Annotated in this window: 12 protein-coding genes and 2 pseudogenes; 3 read left to right on the top strand and 11 right to left on the bottom strand. The window is 30.6% G+C overall.

Features of this window, described 5'->3' with window-relative positions; all coding sequences use genetic code 11:
- The first annotated feature begins 10 nt into the window (after nt 1–10).
- From FLA105534_RS20230 to FLA105534_RS20220, 3 genes are read left to right on the top strand one after another with little or no spacing between them, the layout of a single operon-like run.
- A complete protein-coding gene (locus FLA105534_RS20230; protein ID WP_173967894.1) occupies nt 11–1,072 on the top strand; it encodes a glycosyltransferase family 4 protein in 1,062 nt (353 codons plus the stop codon).
- 5 nt (nt 1,073–1,077) lie between these two features.
- Nucleotides 1,078–2,253 carry a glycosyltransferase family protein gene (locus tag FLA105534_RS20225; protein ID WP_173967893.1) on the top strand — a complete coding sequence of 392 codons (1,176 nt, stop codon included), beginning with the start codon at nt 1,078–1,080 and terminating at the stop codon, nt 2,251–2,253.
- Complete coding sequence (locus FLA105534_RS20220) at nt 2,253–3,041, top strand: 4'-phosphopantetheinyl transferase family protein (protein WP_173967892.1); 789 nt, start codon at nt 2,253–2,255, stop codon at nt 3,039–3,041. Before FLA105534_RS20225 ends, FLA105534_RS20220 begins: the two co-directional genes overlap by 1 nt.
- Here the strand turns inward: FLA105534_RS20220 and FLA105534_RS20215 are convergent.
- From FLA105534_RS20215 to FLA105534_RS20170, 11 genes and pseudogenes are all read right to left on the bottom strand, one after another.
- Complete coding sequence (locus FLA105534_RS20215; protein ID WP_246253276.1) at nt 2,992–3,639, bottom strand: class I SAM-dependent methyltransferase; 648 nt, start codon at nt 3,637–3,639, stop codon at nt 2,992–2,994. The genes FLA105534_RS20220 and FLA105534_RS20215 overlap by 50 nt on opposite strands.
- Nucleotides 3,640–3,819: 180 nt before the next feature.
- Nucleotides 3,820–4,681, bottom strand: a pseudogene (locus FLA105534_RS20210) (IS1595 family transposase); the annotation flags it as partial.
- A gap of 1,462 nt (nt 4,682–6,143) precedes the next feature.
- Nucleotides 6,144–6,701, bottom strand: a complete 558-nt coding sequence (locus FLA105534_RS20205; protein WP_394368054.1) for a DUF5683 domain-containing protein — start codon at nt 6,699–6,701, stop codon at nt 6,144–6,146.
- Nucleotides 6,702–6,783: 82 nt separating this feature from the next.
- Nucleotides 6,784–7,818, bottom strand: a complete 1,035-nt coding sequence (locus tag FLA105534_RS20200) for a hypothetical protein (RefSeq protein ID WP_173967891.1) — start codon at nt 7,816–7,818, stop codon at nt 6,784–6,786.
- Between the two features lie 945 nt (nt 7,819–8,763).
- Nucleotides 8,764–8,916 carry a hypothetical protein gene (locus tag FLA105534_RS20195; protein ID WP_173967890.1) on the bottom strand — a complete coding sequence of 51 codons (153 nt, stop codon included), beginning with the start codon at nt 8,914–8,916 and terminating at the stop codon, nt 8,764–8,766.
- A 489-nt stretch (nt 8,917–9,405) separates the two neighbouring features.
- Nucleotides 9,406–10,305, bottom strand: a complete 900-nt coding sequence (locus tag FLA105534_RS20190; protein ID WP_173967889.1) for a YwqG family protein — start codon at nt 10,303–10,305, stop codon at nt 9,406–9,408.
- A gap of 126 nt (nt 10,306–10,431) precedes the next feature.
- Nucleotides 10,432–10,743: a hypothetical protein gene (locus FLA105534_RS20185; RefSeq protein WP_173967888.1), complete on the bottom strand. Its 312-nt coding sequence runs from the start codon at nt 10,741–10,743 to the stop codon at nt 10,432–10,434.
- Nucleotides 10,744–10,802: 59 nt separating this feature from the next.
- Nucleotides 10,803–11,408 (bottom strand): SMI1/KNR4 family protein, encoded by a 606-nt coding sequence (locus tag FLA105534_RS20180; protein ID WP_173967887.1) that lies wholly within the window; start codon nt 11,406–11,408, stop codon nt 10,803–10,805.
- 4 nt (nt 11,409–11,412) lie between these two features.
- Nucleotides 11,413–12,132 (bottom strand): NucA/NucB deoxyribonuclease domain-containing protein, encoded by a 720-nt coding sequence (locus tag FLA105534_RS23845; protein ID WP_173967886.1) that lies wholly within the window; start codon nt 12,130–12,132, stop codon nt 11,413–11,415.
- A pseudogene (locus FLA105534_RS23965) lies at nt 12,133–12,249 on the bottom strand (RHS repeat-associated core domain-containing protein); the annotation flags it as partial.
- A gap of 93 nt (nt 12,250–12,342) precedes the next feature.
- Complete coding sequence (locus FLA105534_RS20170) at nt 12,343–13,158, bottom strand: glutaminyl-peptide cyclotransferase (protein ID WP_173967885.1); 816 nt, start codon at nt 13,156–13,158, stop codon at nt 12,343–12,345.
- Nucleotides 13,159–13,318 lie beyond the last annotated feature (160 nt).

Raw genomic sequence — 13,318 nt, 5'->3', positions numbered from 1 at the left:
CAACAAACAAATGAAAATATTATACGTAGTTCCAAGTACAGAACGCAAAGGCGGACTAGCAGCATCTGTTAATCGTATAACGATCGAAATGTCTTTGCTAGGCAATGAAGTTGTGGTGTATTCGACAGGATTAAGCGAATCTAAAAACAGTCTTTTAAATACAACAGATATTTTTACGGGAACACAAATGATGGAAATTACCGAAAAAGTAATCGCCCAAATAAAAGCATTTAAGCCGGATCTTGTTGTGGGATATTACGGAAGTTCGGCCGCTTACTGCGCCGTTGCCGCTGCCCGATTCTGCGAAACCAAAGTTGTAGCCTGCCTGAGAGGAAATGACATTAACCGTGATTTTTTCTCAGTACTTAATTCGCCTAAACTTTCATTTGTCATGCAGTTTGCCGATGCTGTAACCTGCGTATCCAATGAAATGAAACAAAAAGTAAAAACCTGGTACAACCGTGATTCTCATTTTATAGCCAACAGTGTCAACACAAACATATTTTTTCCGGATATTGAAGCGGCTCATTTATTAAAACAAGAATGGAAACTTGACAATCGTCCTGTCGTGGGAATATTTGGAGAATTTAAAAATTCCCGCGGCCTGAATTTATTTCAGGAATTAGAAAGTTCCCTAAAATCGGCTCAAACCATTATGGTAGGAGAAATTAGAGACGATGTAAAAAATACAATTCCCGACTGGATTATTCCTATTCCTTACATCAGCGATGTCAATACATTGAGAGCTGCTTATTCGTTGTGCGATATTATTCTGCATCCTTCTTTGTATGACGGAATGCCAAATGTGGTGCTCGAAGCAATGGCGTGTGAGCGTGTTGTACTGGCTTCTGATGCTGGCGGAATAAAAGATGTTATTACCCATAACGAAAATGGTTTTATCTGTACAACGACTGAGGAATGGAAAATTGCCATTGCAGAAAGACTTACCAATAACACTGACGAAACAGGAAAAAATGCAAGGCTTACAATACAATCTCCTGCATTTGAAGCAAAAGCGTTTTATGATTTGTTTCTAAAAGTTACCGGCAGACAAGAACTAAAATTAAATTAAACGAGATGAAACATAAACCTTCCTTATTAATGTACTGCCATCATTCTGTAGGTATTGGACATTTAGTGCGGTCAATAGCCATAATAGAATCATTACGAGAAGATTATGATATTTCATTTATCTCAGGCGGTAAATATCCAGAAGGTATTCAAATTCCTTCCGGGATTTCATTTCATCAGCTGCCTGCCGTACGTTTAACCGAAGACACTACTCTTATCGATGCAGATGGAAACAATGATATAGGCAATATAATGGCCGAACGTACCCGAATTATAAAACAAATTTACAACGATACTTTACCCGATATTATCATTACAGAACTTTTCCCTTTTGGGCGTATGCAGTTTGTAGGCGAGATTATGCCAATACTTAAATTAGCAAAAAGCGGAGATAAAAAAACACTTGTTTTTTGTAGTTTTAGAGATATTGTAGAACCTTCTACAGCCAAAAAGAAACTTTTTAGAGATTTTGCTTTTTCTATTCTGAACAATCATTATGACGGAATATTTCTGCATGCCGACGCTCAAATCTGCAAACTGGAAGATACGATTGATTATATAGGAAAAATTGATGTTCCTGTTCATTATACCGGATTTGTAACTTCTATGCAAAAAATCAAAACAGCACAAAAAGTCCGCAATGGTGTATTGGCCTCTTTTGGCGGCGGCGGAACAAACAATCAATTGCTCTACAACTTAATTAGTGCTTATAAAGATTTTGGTTTTGGAGATAAAAAACAGCTAAAAATAATTGCTGGGCCTTTATTTAATGACGAAGAATTTAAATCGCTTCAGGATTCTACAGCTTCTATTCCGGGTTTAACACTTATAAAACAAGTAAGCAATCTAAACGAAGAAATCGCTGCCGCAGAAGTTTCAATAAGCCAATGCGGCTATAATACAGCAATAGAACTTTTATGCAATGGGATTCCTGCATTGCTTATACCTTACGAAAACGACCACAACAGCGAACAGGTAATCCGGGCAGAACAATTAGAAAAACGATCATTGGCAAGAACACTTTCTGTTGGGAATGCTTCGCCTGAAATTCTTGCTGCAGAAATAAAAAAGACTTTTAATTTTCGCCCTAAAACTATTGATATTGATATGAATGGTGCCGAAAATACCAGAACTTTATTAAACCATATATTTGCTGCCGAAACAGTAATAAAAACTTTCTGATGTCTTTTTCTGCATTAAGAAATATAAGCTTATATAAAATTCCTGCCAATCTTAAAGATTCGGTAAACCTGCAGAATTATATCTATGCATCAAAAAACAGCACTTTTAATACCGATGAAGAACTGCATTTATGGATAGGAAAATTAGAAGAAACCCATCATACTTTTGAAGATTGCCTGAGCCTTGACGAGAAAGACAGAGTTCAGAAATTTAAGTTGGACAAACAGCGGCATTATTTTGCTCTTTCGCGTATTTTGCTTCGTTCTGTACTTTCTGTTTATACAGAGATTCCTGCTGACAAAATAGAATTTGAATACGGAAATAACGGCAAACCATATCTGGCTGTTCACCAAAATAAAAAAAACATCCACTTCAATCTGTCTCATTCCGATGGATATTTTGCCTGCATAATCAGATTGGATGATGAGGTTGGAGTAGATATCGAAAACGCATCTGCCAAAAGCAAACAAATCTACAGCATTACAAAAAGCTTCTTTTTAGAATCTGAAGCCAGTCATATCAATTCTAAAACAGCCGCCGAAGCTTCTGATCTTTTTTATAAATACTGGACAATAAAAGAAGCTTACATTAAAGCAAAAGGAAATTCGATACTGCAGCTGAAAGAAGTGCCGGATTTAAGCCATTTATCTGTTGATTACATTGGTTTAGTGAATTTCTTTAATCTTTTCGAATATTCCGGGTTTTCAGTTCGAATTTCACAAGATTTTTATCTGGCTGCTATTTTGTGCAATAGTAAATATCAGTGTCTTTTGGAAGTCCATATCTAAACTTCTCGTCTCTCGAAAAAGTCTCATTAAACTTATTCACCGTAACCTTAAAACCAGATTCCTCAAGTCTTGAGGCATAATCCATTCCGTATTGTCTTACGTGATCACTTTGTCCGTATGCCTCTTCCCTTTTCTTTGGTTCCGTAATAGACGAATCCTCAAAAGTATGTTCCAAATCTCTTTCAATAGGAACAAGAATTATGGCCCAGCCGTCTTTTTTAAGAATTCGGTGCAATTCGCTTACCGCTTTTTTATCATCCGGAATATGTTCTAAAACGTGATTGCAGATTACAACATCAAAAGATTCATTTTCAAATTTAATAGCTGTAATATCCATGTTTATAGTTCCTTTTGGATAAGAATACCCTTCTTCAAAAAGATCAACCGGATAATAATCAATCATTTTATTTTTTCTGAAATGCTCAAAAAAAGCCGATTCAGGCGCAACATGAAACAGCTTGATTCTGGTTTTAGAATTTAAGAGTGTCGTTTTATTTTTAAAAAACAGCCAGATAAGTCTGTGGCGTTCCAGAGAAAAACAATTCAGGCAAAGTGCATTGGGTCTTTTATGTTTTAATCCGAAGGGAAGAAAAGTCATATATTTTTGCTCGCAGATAGAACATTCTACGTTTTTTCCCTTAAGGAAATATTTAAGGAAATTAAATTTAACTTTTCGTCTAAAAGACAATTTATACTCTGATAACATATTGTTTATTTTTAAAATAAATATAAAAAACCAACCCGTGGGTGTAATTAGTTTGTGATGATAATTTTTCCTCTGTTCGAATGATTTTCGATAGAAAATTGATCTATTAATTATAAAGGTAAATTCATCAAAATAAAATTGAATGTGTTTTTTACTTTCATGAGTTGGAGCGGTTTTTACCTAGATTTTATTTAAGGGTCCAATGTGTATCTCTTTAAATTTCATTTCTTTTCCAATTTGTTTTGTTCAATATTATAACTCTTTTTTAGTGGACTATAACCTCTCCATTTGTCAGTAAATATTTTAGCAATTGTACTAATTTGCTCCTCAAAAATCGAGGTCAATGATTTAGCAGAATAATCCTCAATTACTTTAATGTAAACTCGTTTTATTTTGTTTTTCATCAGTTAATTTAACTGATATCACTACTTTGATCTTTTTAGTATCGTAGCTTCTTCCTTGCTTACCGTCTTCTTGTTCTCCAACTACAAATTCATTAACATATACTATTTCTAACAAGGGATATTTCTAGCGACTTTTCATAGCAACACGAACTTTCCGCATAAAAAAACAAGCTCTTGTTTGACTAATTCCGTAGCGTTTTCCTACTTGAACACTAGATAAAATTTTACCACTGGTTGTCATTTCAAAAACAATTAAAATGGCTTTTTGCAAACCAAATTTCACCTTATGAAACAAAGTGTTTACTATGGTAATTTCAACATGATTACAACTGTAACATTGATACATCAAGCCTAATCTTTCACAACCTTTTTCAAAGCCACATTTACTAAATTTAAAACTATTACTCAATTTTATTTTACTCAATTTTATTTTACTCAATTTTATTTTACTCAAAATAAGCTTTACAAGAATCATCATTTGGGAATTATTTTACCAAATTGAATATATTTTGACCTTTAATCTCTTCCATAAGCACAGTTTTACAACCAATTAAATACAAAATTTAAATTAATAACTACAAAAAAATACTAATTTAATACTATATATAATCTTAATTTTCGATGTATAATTCAGCTTCTTTATTTTCTAATTTGTTTTTTAAGAAGAGTTCTATTAGTCAATTATTTTATCATTTTAAAGGCCTAAACTTAGCAATTATGTAGTCTCATGATGCTACTGTATAAGTAGCACAAAAACTCTTTATAGGCAAATCACCATTAATTGCTCATAATATCGTAACCTTTGTTGACCCCTCAATGTTAACTTTAACAGGACTAACTTGCTCAATATTTTTCTCACCATACCCTAAATCTTCAATATTAGAAATTATAAGTTTTTAGATACCTTAGGGGTACTCCCTTGTATAATCAAATTCAATTTAATAAAAAGTCATAAATATTTTATTAGCCACTATTTCAAGTTTTCCGGTGTTGCCTCACATTATTTACTGAATATGAACAATCTATTTTTTCTAAATTATAATAAATATCTTAGATTGAACTACTTTTTTATGCTAAACTTTGTTTTTGAAGTAAAACTAATATCTGATTGTAATACAAATAAAAAAAATGCTTTAAATGAATAATTTAGTGCTATAAGTTAGAGATTTTCTGTTATAAGTGAGAAAATATCTTTCTGTAGCAACTATATCTAAAAGTTTATGATACTTCCCAGGAACAAGACAATTTAAATTTACTAACCGCAAAATCAAACATGGCTAATGATGGCGTTGTTTCATTTTAGTTTTTCATTCTTTATTTTACAACTTTCTAAATATTTTAACTAGAACTTCTTTATTCTCTAAGAGAAACATAGAGGGTATAATTTAGTTGATATTGAAGACAAACAGTTCTTATTGCCTTAAACTAAATCCATAAAATACGAAACTTACATAGAACACTACTAAATAATTCGTTTAAGCCACAGATACTACTTTATGTTTGAAAATAAAAACAAATAAATGTAATATCGGGTATCAAAATTTAGATCTTTTAACATCAAAAACAAACTACATGTATCCTAAAAAAAATAAAGATAAATATCAAGTTTAATCCACATTCTAAATTTTTAATTTACAACTTTATGAAAACCATACTATACGCAGCATTACTCTTACTAACTATAGCATCAAATGTACAAAATTAAGAATAGAGACAAGCTCTCCTGCGAGTTCCTCTATTCTAGATTTGACCAGTAAAAACAAAAGACTGTTAATACTTCGTGGAGCCAATACTACAGCTATTACTACGATGTTTACAGACTTTTTATTTTTTAGTTGCTCTTTTTGTTGCCGCTTTTCATATGCTGACAACTTTTTTCAAACAGGAGAAAATCATTAAAAAAGTAAAGAAACATGAAAGTTTTACCAAATCAAGTAAAACAATCTTGTTTGTTTTAAATCAGAGTCTATAAACACGTAACTTATTGGTATTTTAAAAAACGTAAATACAAGCTATAGAAAATTTTTGATTGGAAATACTTGATTGATTTTCTATAATAGGTTTGAATGACAACGATTCACTCACATTAAACTGTGAAATAGCCGCGTCAATATTAGCATCAACAATATTTAAAACATAAAATCCAACAATAAAGAATGCAGATAAATCCCTATTTCTTTGAAATTGCTTTTGAGCTGCAATTAACTGATTGTCATTTAAATTTCTTAAATAATCATCCTTGTTTATCTTTCCTTCTAATCTATTTTTATATTCATCTCTATAAGTGTTGTACTTCTTTTGATTATCAATGTAGAAATAAACACTTGTACCAATTGCCCCATAAACTAAAGGAATTTTCCAATATTTTTTATTATAAGCTTGACCTAATCCAGGTAAAATAGCGGAATAAAAAGCAGCTTTAGCAGGTCTAAGCGGATCAATTTCAGTAGTTTTTATAGTGTCTTTTGATCTCATTACATCAGCTTGTCCATAAGTATCGAACAACCCGATGCAAAATAGAAAAATAAAAAAAAATATTCTTTTTACCATTTTTTAATTCTTTGTAATAAGTTTACTAAAATGCGTTAAAAAAATCTGCTTCGCAAAATAATTTACGAAGCAGATTTTTTAATTATTGTTCTTTATATTCCAAATCACAGCTCATTTCTCTATTTACACCACCAATAGTCGTAGTGAAAGTTGCTTTTAATTTACCTCCAACTGGCACATAAGCATTATTTATTTTTCCTCCTGAGTATCTAACAGAAACACCTGAACCTGATATATATGGATAAGTAAAAGAATAGTCTCCAATAGCAACAGTATTACTTAATGCAAAACCAGCAACAGAACTTGGGTCAACAGTAAAAGTACTCGGACATTCAACAAAACTTTCAGGCATAGGAGAATATCCAGAAAACGTCTTTAATTCTGTAAAATATCTAAAAAACTTAACTCCAAAGTCGTTTCTATGAATTTCTCTTCCAGCAGAGTAAAAAGCCTTATAATCTCTACTTATTACAGCTACTGATCCAGCTACAGCTTCATCACGAACATATCTCCTAGTGTTATTTTTTTCACCGGGAACAGAAAAATACTCATCATAATCCATTTTCTTACCATTAATTAAGACAATACCATCTGCATTTAACACATTTGATGTTCTACCATCAAAAATAGTACTAACTACACCAATTTTAGGATCCTTTATAAGTAAATTTCTATAAGTCTTAGTTAAATAAACAGCTTTCTCAGGGTCAACTGCATTTAAAGAGTTTATCTCATCAGCAATACTTTGAATACTAGTAAATTTTAATTGTTTTCTTAACTCATAAATGCTTGAAAGAACTAAATTATGATAAACTTTTAAACTGCTATAAATCGCTTCGTTTTGTTCTTTAATATCTGAATCGTTAGTACTCTTATTACTTACATTATATCCTTTTAAAGCTTCTTGTCTATTGAAATCGGCCAATACTTTTCTTTGGTTTTCAGACTTAATTGCAACAATTTCGTTTATTTTTTCTTCCATCTTTTCTTCAGAAGAAAAACCCATCACATTTAATTCTTTTTCAGCTAGTGAATTTGATTCAGCGCTTAATTGTTCTTCGTTATTGCAAGAAACTAAAGCCATGCATAACATAGCTATAAAATAAATTCTTTTCATTTTCAAAATTTTAATTAATTTAATCTATCTTTTTTCACGTCGAGATAGAATTTTCGACTTAGCTGTAAAATTTAATTTTACGGTTAACAAAATACAGCAGATTAATAAAATGAATGAAGTTAAATTTGGCGCCAAATTTTAAAATCAGGTGCAAATAAACAACTAAATTTAGGTTTTTGTAAACATTTTCTTTAGTATTTTTAATTTTAGTTATAATAAATATGTAAAATACTGCAAATTAGCATACTGATTTTTAAGAATACTACCGTTTAAGGTGTCAAAAAATTAATTATTTACATCATTTGACAAAAACAGACTCATTTAATCAATTATATAAATATACTAACTACCTCATTTTTTTAACCTGTATAGAGATATGCAAATTTTAGTTTTTCCGTTGTTTTTGATTGGCCAGATGTAGACGCTTTTTATGTTTTCACGTTATTTTGTGTTTCTGAAGAAAAGATCCGAACGGTTTTTTACGCTATTTTTTTTATTCACACAAACCATTTTCCGCAATCATTAGGGCCGTCTGCGAGATATAAAAGAAAAAATTTATAAAAAAATACGAAAAGAGTTGATTTAGAAATTGTAAGCATAAAAAATCTCATCGAAGTGAAATTTAAAATATAATTACTTAAAGTATTCATTATAATCATTATTACTACGGTAATAAACAAGACTGGAGTTGCCTCCAATTTTTCTACAAAAATCTAAGGCAGTTTTGTGAAAAAGCATAAAAAAGATGTTAACGACTTTCTTTGGTGTTGCCTCCAAAAGTGCAACGAACAGCTAAGGCGAATTTTGTCATTTTTTTACCCAATCTAAGTTTCATGGCAGAATCATGGCACATGTGTATTTAAAAAAATAGAATTCCAGTAAAATCAAGCATTGTCGAGTTTAGGTTAGATCATTTCCTTAGTGCACCTATAGTTGCATCTTTTTCTAAGAGATTTTTGAAAGTCCGCCATCATTGGACTTAAAACATGGATTCGGAATGATACTGTACTGAAACCCTCCCAGATAATTGGTACGAGTTACAAGACCATCTTTATCCTTTACAAATTTCTCCAGTTTTTGCTCTGTGGCGCTGTACATATAGGCAATTGATTTAGTGGTTGCAAAGGTAATTTTTACTAAACCAATAGTCTTTAGCCATCCATTATCAGTGTCGGTGTGAAGTCAGAGACATTCACCAGCTTTTTATGAAAACTCTTCGCGGACCGGGTAATTTATACCATCACTAACTCTAGAAAACGAGGTAGCATTTTTACTCATTTTAGTTCTTTTAAGACAATATTTAAACAAAAAGAGGCTGTCCAAAAATAAGAACAGCCTCTTTAAATTATTCATAGTTAATATTCACTCTATTTCAATATGTTATAAATAAAAAACTTATATCACTAACTTTGAAACACTACCAAATCTAAACGTTTCATTTGATGAATTGTATTCACCTTCATATATTCCGGTAAAATCTTCGCCCTTTTCATTCATTAAGTATATTAATTCTCCTTGTTTCAAATTTAATCTCAAAAAAAACATGTCTCTTTTTATTTAATTTTAATTCTGTCTCTTTAGTTTATGCTAACCGCACTGTAAACTAAACCAAGAATTCTTAAATTTTCTATCTGATAAATCTTCCTTCTTTATCCAAAAATAAAGTCGTCCACAATCACCCCACATCATTTCGTTTTTTTCATTACTGTCAATTTGCAGAAGCAACAACCATTCTTTTGCGTTTTTTTCAAGTGCTTCTGCTCTGGGGTCATTATATCCTGATGGATCTCCACAATAAAGACCATTTGTTACAAGTTCACACTCTAATTCCATTTCTCCTTGAATGTTGTCAGAATATCCTAAAAATTTGTTTATATTTCCATAATTATAAACCTTTTCCCAAAACGTGTCATCTTCTCCTTCTAATAATTCTTCGTAAACTTCATGCTCATTTGATGGCAAGCTAATTTCAGATTTTATTTCTACCAAACTAGCCTTAAATCGTGAATAATCTGGTAGTTCATTTGGAAAATCACTTCTTCTAAGTTCTTTAAAATCCCCATTCCAATAAATAACCTTAAATTTATCCTTATCCTTATAGTCAAAACCCCATACATCTTGTTCTGCAGAATAAAAAAAATACAATAGTCCTTCCTTCGGCAATAGTTCTTCTTTATCATAAGGAGAAACTTCAGAAAGATTAATTTGTGCAACAAATGAAAGTGGTTTTGTAATTGTATCTTCCTTTCTATTATTGAAAAAAAGAAATTTTCTTTCTATTTCGACAGTACTTGTTTCTGTCTGCCAGCTAATTTCTGGCGGTAAATCTGGTCTACCGCCTATTTTGGTTTGTCCAATACTTATACTACTCTCATCAGCTTCTTTATGATAAAGTCTAATTGTATTTCTCAAAAAAGGGTCTAACTTTTCAAAATATCTTCCCAGTCCATTTTTGTCTAACCTATTTTTAAACTCTTCTAGATTCATCTTTTTATTTGCATTAAAATTTAAATTGCTTTCAATATTAAGTTCTTCTATACTTGATTTACATTATGTAAACAAAGTATTTAACTGGTAACATTTCTATTATCTATTAAAATAAGCTCAAAAAAACTAAAGCTTTTTATTCAATATTGAATCTATCTTTCGTCTATCCCATAGAAGCAAAGACATTTTTCCAACTTTAAATAACCTATCAGCATCAACATTTTTACTTAATGCCCATCTTATCCATTTCTTTATTGCAAACTCCCAATAAATCCAACCTGCAGCCCCACCAATAATTGCACTGATTTTGCCATTTATTTCTAAATATGCAGTCAAACAAAACCAAATTGTAATTATCATTATAATTGAAGGTATATTAACCCATAAATAACCTTTGTTAATTAATTCTATGTTGGATAAATCTTTATTTTTTATCATATTAATTTTTAAATAAAATTAGATACGCGTGTGTTTTAACATATTTGATTCTTTTACCATCAGAAAATTTTAATTTCAAAATCACTTCCATCTGGTAAATCTTTTACCTGATGATAGATAGATGAAGAAAATTCAAGATTTTCGATGTATGTTTTTAAAACTAGATTTTCAGAAGAATACTCACCCCCTAAAATAAATGGCAACTTTGGACAATATCTATATCCAGATGAAAGATTAGATATATTTTCAATATTTACAGTCAACATACTTTCTCCTGTCAAATAGTCAGAATCTTCCTTTAATTTTTTTATAAAGTCATCAAAGCCAAATGATAATTCTGTTAGCTCACCTGATTCTATATTAAACATGAAAAAATAATTATTAATGTTATAACAAAATTGATTTCCAAAGACATCCTCACCAATAAATCTCAAATCTTTACAAATATCTCCATACAAATTTTCAATTAATTCGTTCATAGATTTTAGGGAATGAAAAGAAAATTCATTACTGCCTCCATAAAAGTGCAGAGAATCACTATAGTAAAATCCAGCATTACCATTTTTTATAAAATCTTTATATCTATCATCTGGTATAAAAAAATCTAAATTATTTTCTTCATAATTAAACGTTTTGGTTTTATGATCTTTTAATGCATTTTCCATTCAATTATTTTTTTGGGAGATTAATGGGAATTATTCTAACAGTTGTACCATTTGGCACATCTTTTAATTGATGACCAATTGACGCACCTGCACCTCGATTATCTGAAGAACTTATCGTTCTAACACTCGCTTTTTCACCTGTATTAATAACTGCAGGTGGAGCTTCGTCTCTGTCCTTCCCTTTTTCAGTTTTTTTCCCTTTTAGATTTGCATCTCTCCTTGCTGATGCTCCCTCTCTATCAACTTTTCCAACGTTATTTTTACCTTCTTTTATCGCATCTCCAAGATGTTTAGCAGATTCCGGATGTTTGTCAGCATCAATAACAACCGTTTTGACTTTATCCTCAGAGGATTTACTTAAAAGACCTTTAGCGATGGTTCTAGTTCCACCTGCCAAAACAGCACTTGATACAAGTGTCTTATTAGACTTAGAGGAATTATAATTTCTCGTATCAACTTTCGCATTCCCTGTTGGAGCATTCGCAAACTCAGAAAAAACTAATGCCGCTATAACAAAAACACATATTGGACATCTTCCATCTGGATATTCAAATCTAACAGGATCATTATAACCATAAGAATATGGATTTAGATTATCTGCATTAAATATTCCTCCACCATTCCCTAAAGTTGTCTTCATTGCTAAAGCAACTTCATCTTCATCGTCTTGATCAATATCGTTAGGATCAAATTTAAAATCAAGATCATTTAACAATCGATCCATCGTTGTCCATCTTCCTATTGCTGGATCATAAAATCTATGTCCGTAAGCGTAGAAGTTAAGCCCTAGCTCGTCCTGCAGTTCCTTTCCGTTGTATTTATACTTATAAGGGTCTGTAATTTTTTTCTATACAGTAAATCCCCTTCTTGCAAAAAAACTCTACATAAGAACGTTGGTTTTAAAACAATAATTACTACTAAAATAAATGTAAAATCACTTTATAAATTGAATTTCAAAAATACATGGCCACAATTTACCTGTAATGAAAAATGTATTTTTTTTATCATTATATGCTATTCCATTCATTTCCAAAGATCCTGAAAATCTATTTTTTGCTTCTTGATAAAGTGTTGTCAAATCTAGTGTTTGAACTATATTTCCTGTTTTAGCATCAATTTTAACAATCTTATTTGTCGTATAAATATTTGCATAAACAAAACCCTTAACGTATTCTAATTCATTTAAATTAGAAATGGGCAATTTATTCTCAAAAATTTCCAAACGCCTTATTACCTTTAAATTCTTTGGATCCATAAAAGTCAAAACATTTGTACCATCACTCATTATTAATGATTCGTTTCCAATATTGGTTAAACCCCAACCTTCTATATTTTCAAATTGAAATGAACCTATCTTTTTATAATTTTTACCATCATAAATAAACCCCGTTTTATTTTTATATGTTAACTGATATATTTTATTACCGCATTTAGTAATCCCTTCTCCGAAAAAAATATTTCGATCTAATTCTGATTTTATATTTATAGCCCCCGATTTTAAATCTAAAACTCCAAATACAGATTTTGTACTTGGAAGATTCTCTGGAGATCCCGTACTTTCGTAAATAACTTCGTTATCAATAAATAATCCTTCAGTAAAAGAATTCATATCATGTGCGTAAGTATTTATCAATGTATATTGATTTTTATCTTCTTCTATTTTATTCTTTTGATTGAATTCATTCTTTTTACAAGAATTTAAAAAAAAGGACACGAAAAGAATGAAAAATATTTTACATCTAAAAACCATTGAACTAAATTTATGTTATAGGGTTAGAACTTTAATCTAATACGAAAGTAGATTTAGTTTAATTATTTTCCTAATAAAAAATTTTGCTGTATTTACTATCACAAAAAAAGCCCTCATTTATGAGAGCTTAATTAGTTTGTTATTTTAGAGATTATAATAC

The sequence above is a fragment of the Flavobacterium collinsii genome, assembly GCF_902804485.1.
GTDB classification, from domain to species: domain Bacteria; phylum Bacteroidota; class Bacteroidia; order Flavobacteriales; family Flavobacteriaceae; genus Flavobacterium; species Flavobacterium collinsii.
The sequence above is the reverse complement of the archived record's forward strand: the minus strand, read 5'-3'. Positions and strand labels throughout refer to the sequence as shown.